Annotated in this window: 22 protein-coding genes and 1 riboswitch; of the genes, 7 read left to right on the top strand and 15 right to left on the bottom strand. The window is 74.0% G+C overall.

The genetic code is table 11. From position 1 onward, the window contains the following. Positions 1–233 precede the first annotated feature (233 nt). The 4 genes from infB to rimP all read right to left on the bottom strand — a co-directional run bounded on the left by infB (position 234) and on the right by rimP (position 5467). Complete coding sequence (gene infB, locus ADJ73_RS16665) at positions 234–3278, bottom strand: translation initiation factor IF-2 (RefSeq protein WP_082176898.1); 3045 nt, start codon at positions 3276–3278, stop codon at positions 234–236. A gap of 112 nt (positions 3279–3390) precedes the next feature. After that, positions 3391–3720, bottom strand: coding sequence for a YlxR family protein (locus tag ADJ73_RS09985; protein ID WP_050348146.1), 330 nt, complete (start codon positions 3718–3720; stop codon positions 3391–3393). A 119-nt stretch (positions 3721–3839) separates the two neighbouring features. Further along, positions 3840–4943 (bottom strand): transcription termination factor NusA, encoded by a 1104-nt coding sequence (nusA, locus tag ADJ73_RS09980; protein WP_050348145.1) that lies wholly within the window; start codon positions 4941–4943, stop codon positions 3840–3842. Beyond that, positions 4943–5467: a ribosome maturation factor RimP gene (rimP, locus tag ADJ73_RS09975; protein WP_050348144.1), complete on the bottom strand. Its 525-nt coding sequence runs from the start codon at positions 5465–5467 to the stop codon at positions 4943–4945. Before rimP ends, nusA begins: the two co-directional genes overlap by 1 nt. 190 nt (positions 5468–5657) lie before the next feature. Here rimP and ADJ73_RS09970 point away from each other — a divergent pair, with 190 nt between their 5' ends. Together ADJ73_RS09970 and ADJ73_RS09965 are read left to right on the top strand one after the other, a co-directional pair. Further along, positions 5658–6767 (top strand): hypothetical protein, encoded by a 1110-nt coding sequence (locus tag ADJ73_RS09970; RefSeq protein WP_156188198.1) that lies wholly within the window; start codon positions 5658–5660, stop codon positions 6765–6767. Between the two features lie 5 nt (positions 6768–6772). Beyond that, on the top strand, positions 6773–7705 hold the full coding sequence (locus tag ADJ73_RS09965) for an aminoglycoside phosphotransferase family protein (protein WP_082177148.1): 933 nt from the start codon (positions 6773–6775) through the stop codon (positions 7703–7705). A 39-nt stretch (positions 7706–7744) separates the two neighbouring features. Here ADJ73_RS09965 and ADJ73_RS09960 read toward each other — a convergent pair whose 3' ends face one another. From ADJ73_RS09960 to paaA, 10 genes are all read right to left on the bottom strand, one after another. Further along, on the bottom strand, positions 7745–8647 hold the full coding sequence (locus ADJ73_RS09960; RefSeq protein WP_367379582.1) for an energy-coupling factor ABC transporter ATP-binding protein: 903 nt from the start codon (positions 8645–8647) through the stop codon (positions 7745–7747). After that, positions 8644–9480 carry a cobalt ECF transporter T component CbiQ gene (gene cbiQ, locus ADJ73_RS09955; protein WP_253272536.1) on the bottom strand — a complete coding sequence of 279 codons (837 nt, stop codon included), beginning with the start codon at positions 9478–9480 and terminating at the stop codon, positions 8644–8646. The genes ADJ73_RS09960 and cbiQ overlap by 4 nt, the downstream gene beginning before the upstream one ends. Next, positions 9449–9793 (bottom strand): energy-coupling factor ABC transporter substrate-binding protein, encoded by a 345-nt coding sequence (locus ADJ73_RS09950; RefSeq protein WP_050349371.1) that lies wholly within the window; start codon positions 9791–9793, stop codon positions 9449–9451. The genes cbiQ and ADJ73_RS09950 overlap by 32 nt, the downstream gene beginning before the upstream one ends. A gap of 5 nt (positions 9794–9798) precedes the next feature. Further along, on the bottom strand, positions 9799–10578 hold the full coding sequence (locus ADJ73_RS09945) for an energy-coupling factor ABC transporter permease (RefSeq protein WP_082176897.1): 780 nt from the start codon (positions 10576–10578) through the stop codon (positions 9799–9801). A 56-nt stretch (positions 10579–10634) separates the two neighbouring features. Then, a riboswitch (cobalamin riboswitch) is annotated at positions 10635–10709 on the bottom strand. A 95-nt stretch (positions 10710–10804) separates the two neighbouring features. Next, the gene (locus tag ADJ73_RS09940) at positions 10805–11446 is read right to left on the bottom strand and encodes a hypothetical protein (protein WP_050348141.1); all 642 of its coding nucleotides are present in this window, start codon (positions 11444–11446) and stop codon (positions 10805–10807) included. A gap of 190 nt (positions 11447–11636) precedes the next feature. Next, a complete protein-coding gene (gene paaE, locus ADJ73_RS09935; protein WP_050348140.1) occupies positions 11637–12758 on the bottom strand; it encodes a 1,2-phenylacetyl-CoA epoxidase subunit PaaE in 1122 nt (373 codons plus the stop codon). Further along, on the bottom strand, positions 12759–13292 hold the full coding sequence (gene paaD, locus ADJ73_RS09930) for a 1,2-phenylacetyl-CoA epoxidase subunit PaaD (protein ID WP_253272535.1): 534 nt from the start codon (positions 13290–13292) through the stop codon (positions 12759–12761). Between the two features lie 5 nt (positions 13293–13297). Next, positions 13298–14095 (bottom strand): 1,2-phenylacetyl-CoA epoxidase subunit PaaC, encoded by a 798-nt coding sequence (paaC, locus tag ADJ73_RS09925; protein ID WP_082176896.1) that lies wholly within the window; start codon positions 14093–14095, stop codon positions 13298–13300. Beyond that, positions 14092–14379: a 1,2-phenylacetyl-CoA epoxidase subunit PaaB gene (paaB, locus tag ADJ73_RS09920; RefSeq protein WP_050348139.1), complete on the bottom strand. Its 288-nt coding sequence runs from the start codon at positions 14377–14379 to the stop codon at positions 14092–14094. Before paaB ends, paaC begins: the two co-directional genes overlap by 4 nt. Beyond that, positions 14376–15428 (bottom strand): 1,2-phenylacetyl-CoA epoxidase subunit PaaA, encoded by a 1053-nt coding sequence (gene paaA / locus ADJ73_RS09915; protein WP_082176895.1) that lies wholly within the window; start codon positions 15426–15428, stop codon positions 14376–14378. The genes paaB and paaA overlap by 4 nt, the downstream gene beginning before the upstream one ends. Positions 15429–15544: 116 nt before the next feature. Between paaA and ADJ73_RS09910 the strand changes: the two genes are divergently transcribed. Next, positions 15545–16195, top strand: a complete 651-nt coding sequence (locus ADJ73_RS09910) for a GNAT family N-acetyltransferase (RefSeq protein ID WP_082176894.1) — start codon at positions 15545–15547, stop codon at positions 16193–16195. Positions 16196–16343: 148 nt separating this feature from the next. Here ADJ73_RS09910 and ADJ73_RS09905 read toward each other — a convergent pair whose 3' ends face one another. After that, complete coding sequence (locus ADJ73_RS09905; RefSeq protein ID WP_050348138.1) at positions 16344–17054, bottom strand: FadR/GntR family transcriptional regulator; 711 nt, start codon at positions 17052–17054, stop codon at positions 16344–16346. Positions 17055–17240: 186 nt separating this feature from the next. Between ADJ73_RS09905 and ADJ73_RS09900 the strand changes: the two genes are divergently transcribed. Genes ADJ73_RS09900 through ADJ73_RS09885 form a run of 4 tightly spaced genes read left to right on the top strand, consistent with a single transcriptional unit; the run spans position 17241 to position 21980 of the window. Further along, complete coding sequence (locus tag ADJ73_RS09900) at positions 17241–18920, top strand: L-lactate permease (protein ID WP_050348137.1); 1680 nt, start codon at positions 17241–17243, stop codon at positions 18918–18920. Then, positions 18917–19693, top strand: a complete 777-nt coding sequence (locus ADJ73_RS09895; protein ID WP_050348136.1) for a (Fe-S)-binding protein — start codon at positions 18917–18919, stop codon at positions 19691–19693. Before ADJ73_RS09900 ends, ADJ73_RS09895 begins: the two co-directional genes overlap by 4 nt. Further along, positions 19690–21339, top strand: coding sequence for a lactate utilization protein B (locus ADJ73_RS09890; RefSeq protein ID WP_082176893.1), 1650 nt, complete (start codon positions 19690–19692; stop codon positions 21337–21339). The genes ADJ73_RS09895 and ADJ73_RS09890 overlap by 4 nt, the downstream gene beginning before the upstream one ends. After that, positions 21336–21980: a LutC/YkgG family protein gene (locus ADJ73_RS09885; protein ID WP_050348135.1), complete on the top strand. Its 645-nt coding sequence runs from the start codon at positions 21336–21338 to the stop codon at positions 21978–21980. Before ADJ73_RS09890 ends, ADJ73_RS09885 begins: the two co-directional genes overlap by 4 nt. Position 21981: the final 1 nt, after the last annotated feature.

Raw genomic sequence — 21981 nt, 5'->3', positions numbered from 1 at the left:
CAACGTACGACGACAACTGCTTGACCTCCTGCCCTCTTGCGCGGCAGGTGCACCGGAGGGAGAACGTGGGAAACGGGGCGCAGGGACGGCTCGCCCGACCGTGGCGGGTCCGGTCACTGCCCCTGTGCAGGGACGGACGGCGGGACGAGCGGGCGGGCCGTGGCGGGCCTGGCGGGAGCCGCGAGGGACGAGCGGCGGATGGTAGGTCCGGCCCGCTCGTCCCCGCGGTCTCACTAGTCGCGAGGCTTCTCGCGCATCTCGTAGGTGGCGATGAGGTCACCGAGCTGGAGGTCGTTGAAGGACCCCAGGTTGATGCCGCACTCGAAGCCGTCGCGCACCTCGGTGACGTCGTCCTTGAAGCGTCGGAGGCCGGCGACCTCGACGTTCTCGGCGACGACGACCCCGTCGCGGGTGATGCGGGCCTTGGCGCCACGCCTGATCTCGCCGCTGCGGACGATCGATCCGGCGATGTTGCCGAACTTGCTGGAGCGGAAGATCTCGCGGATCTCGGCGGTGCCGAGCTCCACCTCCTCGAACTCCGGCTTGAGCATGCCCTTGAGGGCAGCCTCGATCTCCTCGATCGCCTGGTAGATGACCGAGTAGTAGCGGATCTCGACGCCCTCGCGGTCGGCGTACTCGGCGTTCTGGCCCTCGGCGCGGACGTTGAAGCCGATGATGACCGCGTTGGAGGCGACGGCGAGGTTGATGTTGTTCATCGTGATCGCGCCGACGCCGCGGTCGATGATCCGCAGGTCGACCTCGTCGCCCACGTCGATCTGCAGCAGGGCGTCCTCCAGGGCCTCGACCGAGCCGCTCGCGTCACCCTTGAGGATGAGGTTGAGCGTCTCGACCTTGCCGGCCGCGAGAGCCTCGTTGAGGTCCTCGAGGGAGATGCGCTTGCGGGCCTTGGCCAGGGAGGCCTGGCGGTCGGCAGCCTCGCGCTTCTCGGCGATCTGGCGGGCGGTGCGGTCGTCCGGCGCGACGACGAAGGTGTCGCCGGCGCGGGGCACCGACGCGAGGCCGAGCACCTGGACGGGACGCGACGGGGTCGCCTCCTTGACCTGCTTGCCGTGCTCGTCGAGCATCGCGCGGACGCGGCCGTGGGCCGACCCGGCGACGATCGCGTCTCCGACCCGCAGGGTGCCCTGCTGGACCAGGACGGTCGCCGTCGCGCCGCGGCCACGGTCGAGGTTGGCCTCGATGGCGACGCCGCGGGCGTCGGTCTCGGGGTTGGCGCGCAGGTCGAGGGCGGCGTCCGCGGTGAGCAGGACGGCCTCGAGCAGCTGGTCGATGTTCTGACCCTGCTTGGCCGAGATGTCGACGAACATCGTGTCGCCGCCGTACTCCTCGGCGATCAGGTTGTACTCGGTCAGCTGCTGGCGGACCTTGGCGGGGTTGGCCCCGTCGACGTCGATCTTGTTGACGGCGACCACGATCGGCACGTCCGCGGCCTGGGCGTGGTTGAGCGCCTCGATGGTCTGCGGCATGACGCCGTCGTCGGCGGCCACGACGAGGATCGCGATGTCGGTGACCTTGGCCCCACGGGCACGCATGGCGGTGAAGGCCTCGTGACCGGGGGTGTCGATGACGGTGAGCTTGCGCTCCTGGTCCTCGTGCTCGACGGTGACCTGGTAGGCACCGATGTGCTGGGTGATCCCGCCGGCCTCGGTGTCGATGACGTTGGCGTGCCGGATCGCGTCCAGCAGCCGGGTCTTTCCGTGGTCGACGTGGCCCATGACCGTCACGACCGGCGGGCGCGCCTGGAGCTCCTCGTCGGAGTAGTCCTCGCCCTCCAGGTCGATGTTGAAGGACGCGAAGAGCTCCTGCTCCTCCTCCTCCGGGGAGACGACCTGGATGTCGTAGCCGAGCTCGGCGCCGAGCACCTTGAAGGTGTCCTCGTCGAGCGACTGGGTGGCCGTGGCCATCTCACCGAGGTGGAAGAGCACGGTCACCAGCGACGCCGGGTTGGCGTTGATGCGGTCGGCGAAGTCCGTCAGGGACGAGCCGCGACGCACCCGCACGACGGTGGAGCCGTCGCCACGGGGCACGGTGACGCCGCCGATCGACGGCGCCTGCATCTGCTCGAACTCCTGGCGCTTCGCGCGCTTGCTCTTGCGGCCGCGGGCGGGCTTGCCGCCACGACCGAAGGCGCCCTGGGTGCCACCGCGACCGGCGCCACCACCGGGACGGCCGCCGGGGCGACCGGCGAAGCCGCCGCCACCACCGGGTCCGCCGGTGCCGCCGCCGGGGCGGAAGCCGCCGCCACCGGCGCCAGGACGACCGCCACCGCCGCCGCGGGCGGGGCGCTCACCGGGACGCGGGACCGACGACCGGCTCGGCATGGCGCCGGGCGTCGGGCGCGGGCCGCCCGGGCGAGGTCCGCCGGGACGGGGTCCACCCGGGGCGGCTGCGCCACCCGAGCCGCCCGGACGGGGGGCCTGCGGGCGGGGCATCCCCTGGGAGGACGCGAAGGGGTTGTTGCCGGGCCGAGCGGCGCCGCCGCCGGGGCGCTGACCGCCCGGACGAGGGGCCGCACCGTCACGGCCGGGGCGCTCGGTGCGCTCAGAGCGCTCCGGGCGCTCGCCGCGCTGACCCATGCCCTGGGACGGCGCGAAGGGGTTGTTGCCGGGACGCGGCGCGCCACCGCGACCGCCCTGGGCGGGGCGACCGCCGGGCTGGCGCGGGCCCGGTGCCGCGGGACGCGGGCCGGGAGCGGCAGGACGAGGGCCGGGGGCGGCCTTCGCAGCGGGCGACGGGCTGGTGCTCGACGCCGGGGCGCTCGGCGCCGGGGCGCTCGGCGCCGGGGCGCTCGGCGCGGGGGCGCTCGGCGCCGGGGCGCTCGGCGCCGGGGCGCTCGGCGCCGGGGTGCCGGCGGCGGGAGCACTCGCAGACGGCGTGCTCGGCGCCGCGGCAGCGGGGGTGCGGGACGCGTCGTCACCGGACGGGGACGCGGGCGCCGCGGGCCGCTGCTGGGTGGGAGCGCCGGGCGCCGCCGGCGCGGCCTTCTTGGCCGGACCCGGCGTCGGGCGCGAGGGGGCGGGTGCGCTGGAGCGCGAGGGGGCGGGCTTGTCGCCCGCGGGGGCGGCCTGCTTGGCGGGCTTGGACCCACCGCCGGCCAGCTCGGTCGGGAAGGACTCCCGGATGCGGCGCACGACAGGCGCCTCGATGGTGGAGGACGCCGCGCGGACGAACTCTCCCTGGTTCTTCAGGTGCTCGAGCAGAACCTTGCTCTCGACTCCGAGCTCCTTGGCGAGCTCGTAGACCCGGACCTTAGCCACAATTCTCCTTGATCTCGGTCCGGGCGGGCGCGGAGATGTCCTCCGCCGGTCACGGACCGTTTTTACTGCTGGGGGCTGCTCATCGCTGAGTACTCATCGGGTGCTCATAGCGTCAAACCCGCTTTCGGTTCTCGGACGGTGCTGGCAGGGGCGACGACGGGGTGTCGACGCTCCGGCTCCTGCTGGCGGCCTGCTCCTCCACCCAGGCGCGCAGCGCAGGGGCGTCGACCGCCACCTCCGCTCGGAGGGCGCGGCCGAACGCCTTGCGACGCACGGCGAGGTCGAGGCACGCGGGGTCGGGGTGGAGCCAGGCTCCGCGCCCCGCCCTGCGCTTGTGCGGGTCGGCCGCGACGTGCCACTGCCCGTCGTCGTCCGACTCCGCGACCACTCGCAGGAGAGCCGTCCGGGCCGCGACCTCACGGCAACCCACACAGGTACGCATCGGCTGCGACGGGGAGTCGCCGCCGGCACCGTCGGAGGGCGATGTCGAGGTGGTCGAGGGACCGGACCCGTCCAGTCTACCGCGTCCCCGGGCGTGTCGCCGCACCGCGACCGGGTCGGTCACCCCTGCTCGGGGGCGCCGCTGCCAGGCTCCTGCGGCCCCTCGGCGCGGTCCGCCGCCTCCACGGCGCGGCCCTCCGCCTCGGCGTCGCCGCCGCGCGGGGGCGGCGCGACCCCGCCAGGCGTGTCCGGGTGGATGTCGATGCGCCACCCGGTGAGCTTGGCCGCGAGCCGGGCGTTCTGGCCCTCCTTGCCGATGGCGAGGGAGAGCTGGTAGTCCGGGACCACGACGCGGGCGGCCCGGGCCCGCTCGTCGACGACGTCGACCGACACGACCCGCGACGGGGACAGGGCGGCGGCGACGAAGGTGCGGGGATCCTCGGAGAAGTCGACGATATCGATCTTCTCGCCGTGCAGCTCGGTCATGACGGCCCGGACCCGGGCGCCCATCGGGCCGATGCACGCACCCTTGGCGTTGACGCCGGGCGCCTTGGCCGCCACCGCGATCTTGGTGCGGTGGCCGGCCTCCCGGGCCAGCGCGGCGATCTCGACGCTGCCGTCGGCGATCTCGGGGACCTCGAGGGCGAAGAGCTTGCGCACGAGGTTGGGGTGGGTGCGCGACAGCATGATCTGCGGACCACGGGGGCCGCGCTTGACGCTGACGCAGTAGCACCGGATGCGCTCGCCGTGCACGTAGCGCTCTCCCGGCACCTGCTCGGAGACGTGCAGCTCCCCCTCGACGCCACCGCCCAGGGCGACCTGGACGACGCGGGGGTTGGAGCCCTGCTGGATGATGCCGGAGAGGATGTCCCCCTCCTTGCCGCGGAAGTCACCGAGGACGCTCTCGTCCTCCAGGTCGCGCATCCGCTGGTGGATGACCTGGCGGGCGGTCGAGGCCGCGACGCGCCCGAAGTCGGCGGGGGTGTCGTCATACTCGCGCGGCTCGGGCCGCTCCTCGCCCTCGGCGACGGGGCCGAGGTCCTCGGTGGCCCAGACCGTGACGGTGCCGGTCTTGCGGTCCAGCTCGACGCGGGCCCGGCGGGCGGCGCCCTCGGTCTTGGAGTAGGCGAGGAGCATCGCCTCCTCCATCGTCTTGACGAGGACGTCGAGGGGGATCTCGCGCTCGGTGGCGAGCATCCGCAGGACCGCCATGTCGATGTCCATCAGTTCTTCTCCTCCGTGGCGCGGGTGAACTCCACCTGCACCTGGGCGCGGGTGATGTCGGCGTAGGGCAGCTGGCGCGTCCCCGCGCCGCTGGAGTCGGACACCTCCAGGGTCACGGCCTGAGGCCCCGCCGCCCGGATGCGCCCGATGACGGCCCCGTCGGCGGTGGCGGCCTTCACGAGGCGACCGACGTTGCGCCGGAAGTGGCGGGGCTCGGTCAGCAGCCGGTCCACCCCGGGCGAGCCCACCTCGAGGACGTAGGGCTGGTCGCCCATCACGGCGGACTCGTCGAGCAGGTCCCCCACGACGCGGGTCGCGTCGGCGACCAGGTCCAGGTTGAGAGGCTCCACGGGAGTGGTCTCGTCCGCGGGCGGCGCGGAGACGAGGTCGGTGTCCACCGTCAGCCGGACCAGGCGGCGCTTGCCGACCTGCTGGACGGTGAGCTGCTCGACCATGAGACCCAGCTCGGCGAGCGAGGGGGCGAGCAGCTGGCGCACGTCCTGCTCGGTGCCCTTGGTGACCATTGGTGCCTCCGCTGTGATGGTGTGTCGCCCGAGCGGTGGTGGCGCTGGGCAAGGCTCACACAGTAGTGCCTCGGGGCGCGCCGCCACGACTCCCTCACTCTATCGAGTGGCCCCGTCCGGTCTCACGGCATACGGCCTCGAACCTCCGTGGTCGCTCGGCGGGCGGCGTGCGGGTGGCAAGATCGCCGTCATGGTGCAGCCTTCGCCCCCGCCCGCCGGCCGGGCCCCTGAGCCGTCGCGGCGCCTGGTGCTGGGCGCGGCGGCGCTGCTGCCGCTGGGTCTGCTGACCGGCTGCCGGGTGCGGCTGGAGGACGACGCGCCGCAGGTGCCGCTGATCCCGACCCGCGAGCCGACCGAGGACGAGGCACTGATCCTGGCCGCGTGGCGCGACGCCACCGACCTGGCCCGTATGGCGAGAGCCCTGGGCGCCCCCGGGGCCACCGCCGCGCGGCTGCACGAGGCGCACGCGCGCGTCTTCGACCAGGAGCTGCGCGACCGGCGGGTGCCGCCGCACGTGCGCAACGCGGTGGGCGCCCTGCCGACGGGCTCGTCCACCTCGTCAGGCTCGTCCGGCTCGGCGGGCTCGTCGGCTGCGACCACTGCACCCACTGCGCCGCCGGTCACCGCGGCCTCCCTGGCCCAGCGGGAGGCCGCCGCGTGGGGCGGCGAGGCAGTGGCCGGGCTCGGCACCGCCCACGAGCGCCGGGTGGCGATGCTGGCCTCCTTCGCGACCTGCCGCGCGCGGCTGGCCGCCGGGCTCGGCGGCAGCGTGCCGTGGCCGGCCTGGGGCGGCACCGCGACCGCCGCCGACGCGGCGCTGGTCGCGGCGCACCGGGAGGCCAGGTTCTTCCTGGAGGTGGCGGCCGCGCGCACTCCCCCGGCTGACCGGGCGCCCGTGGCGGCGCAGCTCGACCGGGTGGAGGCGGTGGTCGTGCGGCTGCAGTCACGATCCGGCGGCACCCCGTCGCCGTCGACCGGCGGCGGCCCGACCAGCAGCGCGACCGACCCGACCAGCAGCGCGACAGACCCGACCGGCAGCACGACCGGGCCGACCGGGGGCGCGACCGGGGGCGCCTCCCCTGGCCCGTCGCTGCCCTTCGCGGTCCCGGACGCGGCGGCGGCACGACGTCTGGTGACCCATGCCCTGCGCACCCTCGAGCTGCGGTGCGGTGCCGCCTGGCCGGACGCCACGGGCAGCCCGGAGGGCGTCGTGACCGTGAGCCGGCTCGTGGCGGACGCCCTCGCCGCGGGGGCGGAGTGGGGCGTCCCGCTCCGGGCGTTCCCCGGCCTGGTGCCGTGACGGCGATGCCCGACGACCTCGTCCCCACCTCGCTGGCGGACCTGGTCACCGGTCGACCCGCCGAGCCGGGCCCGGGGCTCGGGGTCGACGGCGACACCTGGCTGCGTCGGCTGCCGGTCCACGTGGCCGAGCTGCTCGACCGGTGGGACCTGCGGCCCGACGGGGCGCCCCTGCACGGGGTGTGCGCCCTGGTCCTCCCGGTCGCGCGGCAGGGCGAGCCGGCGATGCTCAAGGTGACGTGGCCGCACGAGGAGGCCCGGCACGAGCACCTCGCGCTGCGTGCCTGGGCCGGTCGCGGAGCCGTCCGGCTGCTCGCCGCCGACCCGAGCCGGTGGGCCGTGCTGCTGGAGCGTCTCGACCCCGATCGCGACCTGAGCTCGCTCCCGGTCCTCGACGCCTGCGAGACGGCGGGGGCGCTGCATGCCGCGCTGGACCGGCCGGCGCTGCCGATGCTGGGCACCGCGTCCGCGTGGTGCGGGCGGATCGGGGCACGGTTGGCGCAGAGCCCGCCGCCGGTGCCGCCGAGATTCGTGGACCAGGGGCGGCGCCTGGCCGCGGACCTGGCGGCCGACCCGCAGGTGGACGCCCGGCTCGTGCACGCCGACCTGCACTACGGCAACGCGCTGGCCGCCGACCGGCCGGGGGCGGTGTCAGGGTGGCTGGCGATCGACCCCAAGCCGATTGCCGGGGAGCCTGCGCTGGCCGTCGCCCCGCTCCTGCACAACCGGTGGGACGAGGCGGTGCGCGCCTACAGCCTGCGCAACCACCTGCGCTTCCGCGTCGACTACGCCTGCGAACCCGCCGGGGTGGACCCCGCCCGAGCGCGGGCCTGGACGATCCTGCGCGAGCTCGACGACGCCTGGTGGGCCGCCCGGGAGCCGGACGGGGGCGAGCGCGTCACCCAGGCAGTCGCGATCATCAAGGCGATGCAGGGCTGAGCGGCGCCCGCCATCCCCTCACGCGTCACCGACGCCGGGTCAGCGCGGAGGCGGCGGCATCGCAGCGTGCCGGGCCGCGAGCAGGGTGCTGACGAGGTCGTCCACGGTGCGCGGTCGCGATCCTGCGGGCAGCAGCCCGGCGTGGACGAGCCGGTCGGTCAGGTCGAGCTGCCAGGGCCGCCGCAGCCGGGCCCGCGCCACCAGCTCGTCATCCCCCAGGAGCTGGGCGACGGGCCCCTGGCGCACGAGGCCGTCGACGACCACGGCCGCCTCGTCGGCCCAGGCGAGCGCCAGGTCCACCTCGTGGGTCGCCAGCACGACCGTCGTGCCGTGCGCCTCGAGCCGGGCGAGGGCGCTCAGCATCTCCTCGACCCCGCGGGGGTCGAGGCCGGCCGTCGGCTCGTCCAGCAGCAGCACGTCGGGCCGCATGGCGACCGCACCCGCGGTGGCGGCCCGCTTGCGCTCGCCGAAGGACAGCTGGTGGGTCGGCCGGTCGGCCAGGTGGCTGATGCCGAGCAGCCGCAGCGCCTCCTCCACCCGGTCGCGCACCTCCGCCTCGGGCAGCCCCAGGTTGAGCGGTCCGAAGGACACGTCCTGCGCCACGTCGGCGCTGAAGAGCTGGTCGTCGGGATCCTGCAGCACCAGCTGGACACGCTGTCGGTGGACACGAAGTCCCTTGCGGGAGTGGTCGACCCGCTCGCCATCCACGAAGATCCCGCCCGCCGACGGCCGGTGACCACCGGAGAGGCACCGCAGCAGCGTGGTCTTGCCGGAGCCGTTGGCCCCCAGCAGCGCGACCCGGCGCCCCCCGGCCACCTGCAGGTCGGCTCCCCTGAGCACCTCCTCGCCGCCCGGGTAGCCGGCGCGGACCCCGGAAGCCACGAGCCGGTAGACCCCCGGCGCCAGGTCCCCGTGGTCGCAGCCCGGGCCGCGGTGGGTCACCGGAGCACCCCTGCGGGAGCGTGGGCACCGACCCCCAGGGACGCGACCACGATCGAGGCGAGCAGCACCACGCTCAGACCGACGAAGACCGGCGAGTGGTGCTGGGGCCGCGGCAGGGTCCGCAGCGCGGACTCGTAACCGCGCCCGGCCAGCCCCTCCTCCAGGCGGCGGGCGCGCTCCCAGGAGCGGGTCAGTACGGCCGCGGTGAGCATCCCTGCCGACCGCAGCGACGAGCGCCAGCCCTGGTAGCCCAGCCGCCCGCGCTGGCTCTCCCGGATGGCGTGCACCGCCTCCATCAGCACGAAGAGCAGCCGGTAGGTCAGGGAGGCCACCTCCACGCAGGCGTCCGGCACCCGCAGCCGCCGCATGGCGGTGAGCAGGTCCACCATCGGGGTGGTGCTGGCGAGGACCAGCACGGCCAGGGTCCCGGCGACGGCGTGGGCGGTGAGCCCGAGCGCCGCGGCGGCGCTGTCGGGGGTCACGACGAGCGGACCCAACCGGGCCCAGCCGGCGGTGGGGCCTGCCGAGCCGCCCTCCACCGAGACCGCCACCGACAGCCCGCTGACGACGATGAAGGCGAGCGGTGCCCGCAGCGCCTTGGCCACCAGCGGCGGCGGCACCCGCGCCGGGCCCACCAGCACGGCGACGCTGGCCGCGGCGACCAGCACCGAGGCGGGCCACGGCGGCAGGACCAGCGCGACGAGGACCAGGCCCAGGCTAAGCAGCGCCTTGTCCGCCACGGCGCGGGTGCGCCAGGACCCCGCCCAGGCGGCGTCGTCGATCGCCAGCCCACCGGCCATCTCAGCCGCGGTCCCGGCGGCGCCCGCGGCCACGGTAGTAGCCGATGGCATAGCCGAAGACGCCGGCGCCGAGCGCCGCCTGCATCGCGAAGAGCCCGGACTCGACCTCGCCGCCGGAGGGCGCGAAGAAGCTCGTGAACCACGGCTGGTAGCCCGGGTCGGACTCCCGGATCATCTCGGTGGCCCGCGCATCGGTGCCGCCGAACCGCTCCTCCGGGCCGGAGCGTCGGGCGTCCAGCCACAGCGGCAGCGCGAAGAGCGCCACGAGGGCCAGGACGCACAGCGCGGTGACGAGGCGACCCCGCAGCCGGGAGGTGGGACGTGGGTGGGTCGTGGTCGTCGCCATGGTGCTCACGCCTCCGTCACGATCGTCGACTCGTCCCGGTGGCCGCCGGCGGACGCCGCCGCCGGAGGCTCCGCCTGCGCCGCCGCAGCCGGAGCGCTCGGCGCGCTTGGGGCACTGGGTGCGCTCGGGGCGAGCACCCCCAGACGCTCCAGCTCGGGCCGCGCCACGTCGCTCAGCACCCGGAAGACCAGCACCCCAAGGAAGCCCTCGGCGAGCGCCAGCGGGACCTGGGTCAGGGCGAAGACCCCGAGGAACTTCGCGAGCGCGCCCGGCACCCCGCTCGCCGGGTCCGGGTGGGCCAGGGCCAGCTGCACCGACGTGAGGCAGTAGGTGGACAGGTCGGCCAGCGACATCGCGAGGAACACGCCGACGAGCAGCGGTGCGCCGAGGCGGCGGGCGGCGGCATACGCCGCATATCCGACCCAGGGGCCGACGACGGCCATGCTCATGACGTTGGCGCCCCAGGTCGTCAGGCCCCCGTGGGCCAGCAGCAGCGCCTGGAAGACGAGCACGATCCCGCCGAGGAAGGCCATGACCGGCGGCCGGAAGAGCACCGCCCCGAGGCCGGTGCCGGTCGGGTGGCTGGAGGACCCGGTCACCGACGGCAGCTTGATCGCGGACAGGACGAAGGTGAACGCTCCCGCGGCGCCCAGCAGCAGCCTGCTCTCGGGGTGCTCGCGGACCTCACGGACGACCGCGCGGGCCCCGTGGATGACGAACGGTGCGGCCGCGGCCGTCCAGGCGGCGGCGTGCCAGGGGGGCAGGTAGCCCTCGGCGATGTGCATCGCTGCACTCCTTACTCGGGGATGACGCGTCCCCGTCAAAGCGATCCCCGGGGTGGCAGTTCCTGGCTGACGGACCCTGAAGGATCCGCATCACAGTGGCGCGACCGCGCCGGACTCTCACCGGCTTCCTGCCTGCCCACGGGGTGGGTGCTTGGAGTATGGCACAGCCTCCGTTGTTGCAAGACATGAGCATCAGGGTGCCGGAGCGAGGGCGGCCGCTCCCGTCTCAGGCCCCCGGGACCGCCGCGATCTGGTCGGTGGGAGGGGGCACGACCGGGGGCACCTCGCTCCACTGGCTGAAGGCGATCGTCCCCGTGTCCTGGCCCGCGGAGGCGTCCAGCTGCAGCAGCCGGCCCGAGCCGTCCCCCGCGACGACCAGCCGCGCCGAGCCGGAGGTGAGCTCCGTGGCCTCCTGCCCCTCGTAGGTGACCGGCCGGATCCCGCCGCCGCGCGAGGACGCGACGACCCGGTGGACCGTGCCGACGATCTGGGCGAGGTCCAGCGCCCCCAGCTGGTCGGAGGTGGCGTCGGAGAGGCGGACATATCTGCCCCGCGCGGACCCGGTCGCCCCGGGCGAGCGGACATAGCTGCGCCCGTCGACCCGCACCAGGTCGAAGACCTCGCTCGACCCCACCGACACCTTGCCGCGCGCGTTGAGCCCGTAGAGGGCGCCGGCGAGGTCGAAGGTCATCGGGGTCCCGCCCTGGTTGAGCGTGCCGACGGCCCGGACGCTGGACGCCCGCTCGAGGAAGTCGCGCACCGGCCCCGCCACCCGCTGCCAGCTGGGGTCGCCCTGGCCGGTCGCGTCGCCCTCCCCCGACCCGGTGGGCCACCCGCGGCTCGGGGGGCTCCCCGGCGTGGTCGTCACGGCAGGGGTGGGAGCGCTAGTCGCCTCGGCGGGAGACGCGGACGTCGTGGTGCTCACCACCTCGTATGGCGCCCCCGTGCACCCCGCCAGAAGGCCCGCCGTCGCTACGAGTGGCACCGCGACCCGCGCCACCGCAGCCCGCGCCCCCCGGACCCCCGCGGCCGGCGCCGGGCGGCCGGGCCGGGAGCGGTCAGGCATCGTAGTCGAGGCGCACCGTCTCGGTCAGCGGGTGGGACTGGCAGGCGAGGACGATCCCGTCGGCGACCTCGTCCGGCTCGAGGGCGTAGTTGCGGTCCATCCGCACCTCGCCCTCCACCAGCCGGGCCCGGCAGGTGCCGCAGACGCCGCCGGTGCAGGAGTAGGGGGCGTCCGGGCGGGCCCGCAGCGTGGCGGCCAGGATCGTCTCCGCCGGGTCGGTCATGGCGATCTCGGTGGTGCGGCCGTCGAGGTTGACCGTGACGGTGGCCAGCACCCCGGTCGGCCCCTCGTCGGCCCCCACCCCGGGGTCGTGCACCGCGCGCGGTTCGTCGTCGACGTGGAAGACCTCGAAGTGCACGTGCGCCGGGTCGACGCCCTCCGCCGCGAGGACCTCGCGGGCGTTCTCGACCAGGGAGAAGGGCCCGCAGAGGTACCACTCATCGACGGAGTCCACGGGCACCAGGCCCTCGAAGATCGACCGGAGCCGGTCCTCGTCGAGCCGGCCGCTGAAGAGCTCGACATCGCGGGCCTCCCGCGAGAGCACGTGCATCAGCTGGAAGCGGCCGCGGTAGCGGTTCTTGAGGTCCTCGAGCTCCTCGAGGAACATGATGGAGCTGGTCGAGCGGTTGCCGAACATCAGCGTGACCCGGCTCTGCGGCTCCTCCTCGAGCACCGTCGTGAGCAGCGACAGCACCGGGGTGATGCCGGAACCAGCGACGATGGCGCAGTGGTGGCGGGCCTTCGTGGGGTCGGTGGGCACCACGAACGAGCCGAGCGGCGGCATGACCTCCAGCGTGTCGCCGGGCCGCACCTCGTCCACGAGCCAGGGCGAGACGGCGCCCCCGCGCACCCGCCCGGCGGCCACCCGCAGCACGCCACGCTCGTGGGCTGCGTTGCGGGACAGGCAGATCGAGTAGGAGCGCCGCTGCTCCTGGCCGTCCCGGTCGACCTTCAGCGTGAGGTGCTGGCCGGGGGCGAAGGTGAACTCCTCGCGCAGCGCCTCGGGGACGGTGAAGGTGAGGGCCGCCGCGTCGTCGGTCAGCCGCTCCACGGCGGCCACCGTCAGCGGGTGGAACTGCGGGCGGTGGCGGGTGGGCTTGTTGAGCAGGGCCATCTAGATCACCTTGAACTCGTCGAAGGGCTCGCGGCAGGCGTCGCAGCGGCGCAGCGCCTTGCACGCGGTGGACCCGAACCGGGCCACCTCGGTCGTCTGGTCGCTGCCGCAGTGGGGGCAGCGGACCTGGTGGCGGGTCAGCGGCACGGGCACGGGGCCCGGCGCGCCGGCCGCGCCCGCGGTCGGCGGGGCGATCCCGAACTCCCGGAGCCGCTCGCGGCCGGCCTCGCTCATCCAGTCGGTCGTCCACGCGGGCGACAGCTGGGTCGTGACCTCGGCAGCGAGCCCGGCGCGGGTCGCCTCCCGCCGGACCAGGTCCTCGATGAGGCCCATGGCCGGGCAGCCGCTGTAGGTCGGGCTGATCACGACGCGCGCAATCCCGGCCTCCTCGTCGACCTCGACGGAGCGGACGATCCCGAGGTCGTCGATGCTGATCACCGGGATCTCCGGGTCCGGGATGGCCCGTATGGCGTCCGCCACCGCCTGCGCGCGGGAGGGCTCGCCCGCGGCAGGTCCCGTCGGGGCGGCGGCCACGGCGGTCACCAGGTGGCGCCGGGGTGCGAGCGCGCGATGTGCTGCATCTCGGCGAGCAGGTAGCCCATGGCTTCGGCGTGGACGCCCTCGCGGCCACCGCGGGCGTGCCAGCGCGAGGGCTCGGCCGGCGTCAGCGTGGCCTCGGCGAGCACCTCGGAGACGTATCCGCGGACCTCGTCCTCGACCTCGCTGGGCCGCACCCCGGCGCCGGACTCCGCGGCCGCCTCGGCGGCCACGTCGTCGGTGAAGAGCTCGGCCACGTAGGGCTCGACGGTCGCGAGCGCCTGCTGCATCCGGCGGTGGGACTCCTCGGTGCCGTCCCCGAGCCGCAGCACCCAGTTGCGCGCGTGGTCGCGGTGGTAGGACAGCTCCTTGACCGCCTTCTCCGCGACGCCGCGCAGGGTGTCGTCGTCGGACCGCGTCAGCCGCTGCATGATCGCGAGGCGGGTCGCCGCGAACCACAGCAGCCGCGCCATCTCCACCGCGAAGTCGCCGCGCTCGACCTCCACGAGGTGCACGCTGCGGAACTCCCGCTCGTCGCGCAGGTAGGCGAGGTCGTCCTCGCTGCGCCCGGTGCCGTCGAGGCGGCCGACGTAGGTCAGCAGGCTGCGGGCCTGCCCGAGCAGGTCCAGCGCGATGTTGCCGAAGGCCATGTCCTCCTCGATGGCGGGCGCCTTGGCGACCCACTCCCCGAGGCGCTGGGTGTAGACGAGGGCGTCGTCGGCGAGCCCGAGGACGTAGGCCGACAGGTCGCTCGCGACGGGCTGGGGCGCGGCCCCTGGCCGGGATCCGTTGACGCTCACAGGTACTCCACGTCCTCCGGCACGTCGTAGAAGGTCGGGTGACGGTAGACCTTGTCCGCGCTCGGGTCGAAGAGGGGGCCGCGCTCGTCCGGGCTGGAGGCGGTGATGTGGTCGGCCTCGACCACCCAGATGGAGACCCCCTCCTGCCGGCGGGTGTAGAGGTCGCGGGCGTTGTGCAGCGCCATGGCGGCGTCCGGCGCGTGGATCGAGCCCACGTGCACGTGGGACAGACCCCGCTTGGCGCGGACGAACACCTCGAACAGCGGCCAGCTGGCCTCGGTCATGCGGCACTCTCCTTCGAGCGCGAGGCCTGCTTGGCGGCATACGCGTTGGCGGCCTCACGCACCCACGCACCGTCCTCGTGAGCCTGGATGCGGTTGCTCATGCGCGCGGCGTTGCACGGCCCGTCGCCCTTGAGCACCCGCCAGAACTCCGCCCAGTCGATCGGGCCGAAGTCCCAGTGGCCGCGCTCCTCGTTCCAGCGCAGGTCCGGGTCGGGCAGGGTGATGCCGAGCTTCTGCGCCTGCGGCACCGTCATGTCGACGAACTTCTGCCGCAGGTCGTCGTTGCTGAACCGCTTGATGCCCCACGCCATGTTCTGCGCGGTGTGGCCCTGCTGCGCGGCCTCGCCGGAGTCCTCCGGGCCGAACATCATCAGCGCCGGCCACCACCAGCGGTTGGCGGCGTCCTGGGCCATGGCCTTCTGCTCGTCGGTGCCGCGGGCGAGCACCCACAGGATCTCGAAGCCCTGCCGCTGGTGGAAGGACTCCTCCTTGCAGACGCGCATCATCGCGCGGCTGTAGGGGCCGTAGGAGCAGCGGCACAGCGGCACCTGGTTCATGATCGCGGCGCCGTCGACCAGCCAGCCGATGGCCCCCACGTCCGCCCAGGTCAGCGTCGGGTAGTTGAAGATCGAGGAGTACTTCTGCTTGCCGGCGTGCAGCTTGTCGAGCAGCTCGGCCTTGTCGACGCCGAGCGTCTCGGCGGCGGAGTAGAGGTAGAGCCCGTGGCCCGCCTCGTCCTGCACCTTGGCGATGAGGATCGCCTTGCGCCGCAGGCTGGGCGCCCGGGTGATCCAGTTGCCCTCCGGCTGCATCCCGATGATCTCGGAGTGCGCGTGCTGCGCGATCTGGCGGATCAGCGTCTGGCGGTAGCCCTCGGGCATGTCGTCGCGGGGCTCGATGCGCAGGTCACGGGCGATCAGGTCGTCGAACGACGCGGTGTCGCCCGGCGCGCGATCCGCCCCGGCCGCGAACTCCCGGGCCGTCGCGTAGTCGTCGGTCTCGGCCGCGTTGAGCGGCTCGTCCGGGTCGATGACGTCGTTGCCATACATGCCAGCCAGTATCCCCGCTGCCGACGGGTCCTGCAAAAGGCCCCGGGCCCCGCCCGGCGTGGTCCTGGTCGCGCTACCGACCGGTAGCCGCCGGGCCGGTCTGAGAGGATCGGGCGGTGAGCGAGCATCCCGGCCATCAGCACGCCAGCCACCACGACAGCCAGCACGGCAGCCACGACGGTCATCCGCACCCGCACCCGCACCCGCAGTCCGCCACCACGGGGCCGCAGGCGGACGCCAGCGTGCGGGAGGCCCGCGTCACCGACGCGCCCGCGGTGGGCACGGTGCAGTCGGCCGTATGGCGCGACGCCTTCGCGGGGCTGCTGCCGGCCGACGTGCTGGCCGCCTTCGAACCGCTGCCCTTCGCGCGGGCGTGGCGGGCGTCGCTGCAGCAGCCGCCCTCGCCGCGGCACCGCCTGGTGGTGTCGTGCGCGGGCGCCCAGGTGGTCGGCTACGCCGCGATCGGGCCGTGCGAGGACCCGGACGCCGAGGAGGCGGACGGCGAGATCCTGACGCTCGGCGTCCACCCCGACGGGCGCCACCAGGGGCACGGCTCGCGGCTGCTCAACGCCACCGTCGACCTGCTGCGGGACGCCGGCTTCGGCCAGGTCAGCGCGTGGCTGCCGGCGCAGGACGCCGGGACGCGGGCCTTCCTGGAGGCGGCTGGGTTCCACCCGGACAGCGCGTGGCGCGACCGTGTGGTGAGCGAGACCGCCGACGCCGACCCCGTCCTGCTGCGCGAGATCCGCCTCACCGCCACCCTCTAGCCCCCTCACCCCCCTCTCCCGCTCTCCCCCGATCGTGGTCCCTTTGCGCCACTGGACGACCAAAACCGACCACGATCGCGGGAGAGGATGGACCACGATCGCGGGAGAGTTATCGCAGGGGGAGTGCGGGTCGCGGGGGGAATGCGGGTCAGGTCTGGGGGTCGGCGCCGAGCGTGATCGGCAGGATCGCGTAGGCCGCGCGGATGTGGGCGTCAACGAGGTCCGCGGCCCGCCCCTCGTCCTTCGCCACCACGGCCTCGTAGATCGCCTCGTGGTGCTGCTGCAGCTCGGCCCGGAAGGCCGCCCAGTCCGCCAACGAGCGCTCGGCGTCGAGGATCGGTCGCCGCAGCGACTCGCGCACCGCCACGGTCATGTCGGTCATCAGGTCGTTGCGGCCGACCTCGGCCATCACGACGTGGAAGGCGGTGTCCAGCTCGTTGAACTCGTCCTGGGAGACGGCGGGGTCCGCCATACGGTCCAGGATCTCGCGCAGGCGCGCCTGCTGGTCGGCGTGCAGGTGGCGGGCCGCGAGCACCACGCTGGAGCGCTCGAGGGCGACGCGCGCCTCGACCACCTCGTCGACGGGGTACTTGGCCAGGGCGACGTGCAGCCGCAGCAGCCGGCTGAGCGCCCGGGTGCGGCGGTCGGTGATGCGGGTGCCGGCGTCCTTGCCGGCGCCGACGGCGGACGCGACGACGCCCTGGGCCTCGAGCGCGCGGATGGCCTCGCGGACGGCGGAGCGGCTCACGCCCAGCTGCATCGCCAGGTCGCGCTCCGGCGGGAGGTGGCTCCCGACCTTCAGGGACCCGTCGAGGATGCCGCTCTCGACGTGGTGGATCACCGATTCGTAGGCCTTCATGGGGTCATTCTCGCAGCCACGGGGCACCGCTCCCGGCACGGCCACCCGCCTCACCAGCGGCGCAGTCCCGCTCGAGCTCGCGAGGCCGACCTCTTGCCAAAGCTCCGACCACACCTCATAGTGGGCGCAGTGGTCGGACCAAAGGGCCCGACCGACCCTGAGCCCCCGAGAACGACGGAGTTCCCGATGACCTTCCGCCCCGACCTCGCCCCGCTCGGTGGCAGCCTGGCGCTGTCCTCCGTCGTGGCGATGCTGCCCCTCCTGACGATCTTCGTGACCCTCGGCGCGCTGCGCTGGAAGGCCCACGTCGCCGGCCTGACCGCCCTCGCCGTCGCCGTCCTGGTCGCCGTCCTCGCCTGCCACATGCCGGTGTCGCTGGCGCTGCTGTCGGCCACGCAGGGCGCGGTCTACGGCCTCTTCCCCATCGTCTGGATCGTGTTCACCGCGATCGTGCTCTACCAGGTGACGGTGGCGAGCGGCAGGTTCGAGGACCTGCGGGCCGTCTTCAACCTCATCAGCGACGACCCCCGGGTGCAGGCGATGCTCATCGCGTTCTGCTTCGGCGGCCTGCTCGAGGCGCTCGCCGGCTTCGGCGCCCCGGTCGCGATCACCGGCGTGATGCTCATGGCCGTCGGCTTCTCCGCGCTGCGCGCCGCCACGGTCGTGCTGCTCGCCAACACCGCGCCGGTCGCCTTCGGCGCCATCGCGATCCCGATCATCACCGCCGGCAACCTCACCAAGATCCCCTACACCGAGATCGGGGCGTATGTCGGCCACCAGACGCCCCTCCTGGCGGCCTTCGTCCCGCTCTTCCTGTGCCTGCTCGCCGACGGCCGCCGCGGCGTCCGCCAGCTGTGGCCGGTCGCGCTCGTCACCGGCCTGTCCTTCGCCGTCGCGCAGTGGGTCTCGGCCACCTGGCTGTCCGTGGAGCTGACCGACATCATCGCCTCGCTGGTGGGCCTCGGCGCGGCGGTCCTCATGCTCCGGGTGTGGCGTCCCGTCGGGGGCGCCGAGGCCCTCGCGGACCTGCACGCCGACCGGGACGCGGAGCGGGCGAGCCTGTCCGAGGAGGCCCGGGCCGCCCTGCCGGCGGACAAGGCCGTCGCCTCCCACCTGCCGAGCGGGCGCATCTGGATGGCGCTGTTCCCCTACCTGCTGGTGGTCGTCGTCTTCTCCCTGTCCAAGCTGTGGACCCCGCTGAAGACCTGGCTGGCGGGCACCGACGTCAAGATCCGCTGGCCCGGCCTGGACGGCCACGTCCTGACGGCGGCCGGCAAGCCGTCGACCTCCACGGTCTACACCTTCCAGTGGCTGTCCTCCCCCGGCACCATGCTGCTGATCTGCATGGTGATCGTGGCGCTGGTCTACCGCGTCGCCCCGCGCGACGTGCTGCGCGAGATCACCGGCACCGCCCACAAGCTGCGCTACTCGATGCTCACCATCGCCAGCGTGCTGTCCCTCGCCTACGTCATGAACCAGTCCGGGCAGACGATCACCATCGGCACCTGGATCGCCGGGACCGGCGCGGCGTTCGCCTTCCTCTCCCCCGTCCTCGGGTGGCTCGGCACCGCCGTCACCGGGTCCGACACCAGCGCCAACGCCCTCTTCGCCACGCTGCAGCAGACCGCGGGCAAGCACGCCGGCATCGACCCGACGCTGCTCGTGGCCGCCAACACCTCCGGCGGCGTCGTCGGCAAGATGGTCAGCCCGCAGAACCTCACCATCGCCGCCACGGCCGTCGGTCTGCTCGGGCGCGAGTCCGAGATCCTGCGCCGCGTGATCTGGTGGAGTCTCGGCCTACTCGTCGTGCTCTGCCTGCTCGTCGGCCTGCAGTCCACGCCCGTTCTTGCTTGGATGCTGCCATGAGCCCCGAGCGCCCCGGTGAGGGCAAGACCGTCGCGTTGTTCGCCACCTGCGTCAACGACACCATGTATCCCGGCACCCCCCAGGCCGTCGTGCGGCTCCTGGAGCGGTTGGGCTGTGAGGTCGCGTTCCCGCCCGAGCAGACCTGCTGCGGGCAGATGTTCACCAACACGGGCTACCTCGACGAGGCCCTGCCGACGGTCCGGACCTACCTCGCCGCGTTCGAGCGCTTCGACTACGTGGTGGGACCGTCGGGGTCCTGCATCGGGTCCGTCCGCGAGCAGCACCCGATGCTGGCGGAGCGGTCGGGCAGCACCGAGCTCCAGCGGCGGGTCGCCGACGTCGTGGCCAAGACCTACGACCTGCCCGAGCTGCTCGTGGACGTCCTCGGGGTCACCGACGTGGGGGCCTACTTCCCGCACCGGGTGACCTACCACCCGACCTGCCACTCGCTGCGCATCACCAAGGTCGGGGACCGCCCCTACCAGCTGCTGCGCGCGGTCCGCGGCATCGACCTGGTCGAGCTGCCGGACGCGGACCGCTGCTGCGGCTTCGGCGGGACCTTCGCGCTCAAGAACTCCGACGTCTCGGTCGCCATGACCGCCGACAAGGCCCGCCACATCGCCGACACCGGCGCGGAGTACGTCGTGGCCGGAGACAACAGCTGCCTGATGAGCATCGGCGGCGTGCTCGCCCGCCAGCGCACCGGCATCCGCACCATCCATCTGGCCGAGGTGCTCGCCAGCACCGAGGAGACCTTGGAGGAGCCCGTATGACCCAGCCCGCCCACCGCCTCACCCCCGCGCCGCCCTCGGGGGAGCTCGCCGACTCGCCGCCCTTCCCGGCCGCCGCGCGCCGTGAGCTGGCGAACCCCGTGCAGCGCAAGAACCTCCACCACGCCATGACCACCATCCGCGACAAGCGCGCCCGCGTGGTGGCCGAGCGGCCCGACTGGGAGCAGATGCGGGTGGCCGGCGAGGAGATCAAGGACCGCACCCTGCGGCACCTCGACCACTACCTGCTGCAGCTCGAGGAGTCCCTCACCCGGGCCGGCACGACCGTCCACTGGGCGAGCGACGCCGAGGAGGCCAACCGGATCATCGTGGGCCTGGTGCGGGACGCGCTGCGCGACCAGCCGCGCCAGGTGGATCCCACGGGGCGCGAGGTCCCCCCGGAGGTGGTCAAGGTCAAGTCGATGGCCACCCAGGAGATCGAGATGAACGAGGCCCTCGAGGCCGCGGGCATCGCCGCGTGGGAGACCGACCTGGCCGAGCTCATCGTGCAGCTGGGCCACGACCGCCCCTCGCACTTCCTGGTCCCGGCGATCCACCGCAACCGCGCCGAGGTCCGCGAGATCTTCCTCGACGAGATGGGCGACTACGGCCGCCCCGCGCCGGACGACCTGGACGCCGAGCCCGCGCACCTCGCAGGGGCCGCCCGCCTGCACCTGCGCGAGAAGTTCCTGCGCGCCTCGGTGGCGATCTCGGGGGCGAACTTCGCGGTGGCCGAGACCGGCACGCTGTGCGTCGTCGAGTCCGAGGGCAACGGTCGCATGTGCCTGACCCTTCCCGAGACGCTGATCTCGGTGGTCGGGATCGAGAAGGTCGTGCCGACCTTTGCCGACCTCGAGGTCTTCCTGCAGCTGCTCCCCCGGTCCTCCACCGCCGAGCGGATGAACCCGTACACCTCGTTGTGGACGGGTCCGACGCCGGGTGACGGGCCGCAGCAGATGCACGTGGTCCTGCTCGACAACGGCCGCACCAAGGTGCTCGCCGACGACTTCGGCCGCACCGCGCTGCGCTGCATCCGGTGCTCTGCGTGCCTCAACGTGTGCCCGGTCTACGAGAAGGTCGGGGGCCACGCCTACGGCTCGGTCTACCCCGGGCCGATCGGTGCCGTGCTCACGCCGCAGCTGCGCGGCACCGCCTCCGCGGTCGACCGCTCGCTCCCCTACGCCTCCTCCCTGTGCGGGGCGTGCTTCGACGTGTGCCCGGTGCGCATCGACATCCCCAGGATGCTCGTCCACATGCGCGGCAAGGTCGTCGAGGCCAAGAAGGCCGACCGGATGCCGCACTCCGAGGCGGGGGTGATGCGCGCCACCTCGTGGATGATGGCCGATCACCGGCGCTGGGGTGCCGCCATGAAGGGCTCCGGCCTGGCGGGGCGCCTGCTGGGGTCGCGGTTCGACCACTTCGGGACGCTGCCGTGGCCGGCGTCGAAGTGGACGAACGCGCGCGACGTGCAGATGCTGCCCACGGAGTCCTTCCGCGACTGGTGGGCCCGCGAGCGCGCAGATCGACCCGGCACGCCGGGGCATGGCGGGCCTGCCGGTCCTCGGCACGACGCGTCCACCGAGGCGCACCGGGCGTCCGACCAGCGCGCGCACGGCAGCACCGAGCAGCCCGAGGCAGAGCAGCGATGAGCCGGGAGCAGATCCTCGGACGGGTCCGGGCCGCGCTGGCGGACGTGCCGCGCTCCACGCCCGAGGCGGACGTCCCCGTCGCCTGGGAGTACGCCCGCCCCACGCCGGTGGACGACCTGCTTGGTCGGTTCGTCGAGCGGGTCGAGGACTACCGGGCCGTGGTGGAGCGGTGCGCCCCGGACGACGTCGGGGCCCGCGTGACGGCGGCCCTGCAGAGCCACGGTGTCGACACGGTCGTGCTCCCCGACGGGCTCGACGAGGGGTGGCGCGCCACCATCGCGGCCGCCGGGCTGTCGCTCCTCGAGGACGCGGACCTCACGGCCGCCCAGCTCAACGCGGTCGACGCCGTGGTCACGGGGGCGTCCGTGGGGGTGGCCGAGACGGGCACGATCGTGCTGGACCACGGCCCCGACCAGGGTCGTCGCGCCCTCTCGCTGGTGCCTGACGTGCACGTGTGCGTCGTGCGGGCCGACCAGGTCGTGTCGGACGTCCCCGAGGCGGTGGCCCGGCTCACCGGTGTGGCCCGCACAGGTCGCCCGCTCACCTGGATCAGCGGGCCGAGTGCCACCAGCGATATCGAGCTGTCCCGCGTGGAGGGCGTCCACGGCCCCCGGACCCTCCACGTCATCCTCACCCACTGAC

Origin of the sequence: Arsenicicoccus sp. oral taxon 190, from assembly GCF_001189535.1 — a bacterium.
Classification (GTDB): domain Bacteria; phylum Actinomycetota; class Actinomycetes; order Actinomycetales; family Dermatophilaceae; genus Arsenicicoccus.
This window is presented reverse-complemented; position numbering and strand designations above follow the sequence as displayed.

Excerpts from the sequence above, each read along its gene's own strand:
- ADJ73_RS09890 (WP_082176893.1), top strand. The coding sequence starts at position 19,690 with ATGACCCAGCCCGCCCACCGCCTCACCCCCGCGCCGCCCTCGGGGGAG.
- rimP (WP_050348144.1), bottom strand. The coding sequence starts at position 5,467 with ATGGTCACCAAGGGCACCGAGCAGGACGTGCGCCAGCTGCTCGCCCCC.
- ADJ73_RS09905 (WP_050348138.1), bottom strand. The coding sequence starts at position 17,054 with ATGAAGGCCTACGAATCGGTGATCCACCACGTCGAGAGCGGCATCCTC.
- ADJ73_RS09895 (WP_050348136.1), top strand. The coding sequence starts at position 18,917 with ATGAGCCCCGAGCGCCCCGGTGAGGGCAAGACCGTCGCGTTGTTCGCC.
- ADJ73_RS09950 (WP_050349371.1), bottom strand. The coding sequence starts at position 9,793 with ATGGCGACGACCACGACCCACCCACGTCCCACCTCCCGGCTGCGGGGT.
- ADJ73_RS09965 (WP_082177148.1), top strand. The coding sequence starts at position 6,773 with ATGCCCGACGACCTCGTCCCCACCTCGCTGGCGGACCTGGTCACCGGT.
- paaE (WP_050348140.1), bottom strand. The coding sequence starts at position 12,758 with ATGGCCCTGCTCAACAAGCCCACCCGCCACCGCCCGCAGTTCCACCCG.
- ADJ73_RS09985 (WP_050348146.1), bottom strand. The coding sequence starts at position 3,720 with ATGCGTACCTGTGTGGGTTGCCGTGAGGTCGCGGCCCGGACGGCTCTC.
- nusA (WP_050348145.1), bottom strand. The coding sequence starts at position 4,943 with ATGGACATCGACATGGCGGTCCTGCGGATGCTCGCCACCGAGCGCGAG.
- ADJ73_RS09970 (WP_156188198.1), top strand. The coding sequence starts at position 5,658 with ATGGTGCAGCCTTCGCCCCCGCCCGCCGGCCGGGCCCCTGAGCCGTCG.
- ADJ73_RS09900 (WP_050348137.1), top strand. The coding sequence starts at position 17,241 with ATGACCTTCCGCCCCGACCTCGCCCCGCTCGGTGGCAGCCTGGCGCTG.
- paaB (WP_050348139.1), bottom strand. The coding sequence starts at position 14,379 with ATGACCGAGGCCAGCTGGCCGCTGTTCGAGGTGTTCGTCCGCGCCAAG.
- paaA (WP_082176895.1), bottom strand. The coding sequence starts at position 15,428 with ATGTATGGCAACGACGTCATCGACCCGGACGAGCCGCTCAACGCGGCC.
- ADJ73_RS09945 (WP_082176897.1), bottom strand. The coding sequence starts at position 10,578 with ATGCACATCGCCGAGGGCTACCTGCCCCCCTGGCACGCCGCCGCCTGG.
- ADJ73_RS09885 (WP_050348135.1), top strand. The coding sequence starts at position 21,336 with ATGAGCCGGGAGCAGATCCTCGGACGGGTCCGGGCCGCGCTGGCGGAC.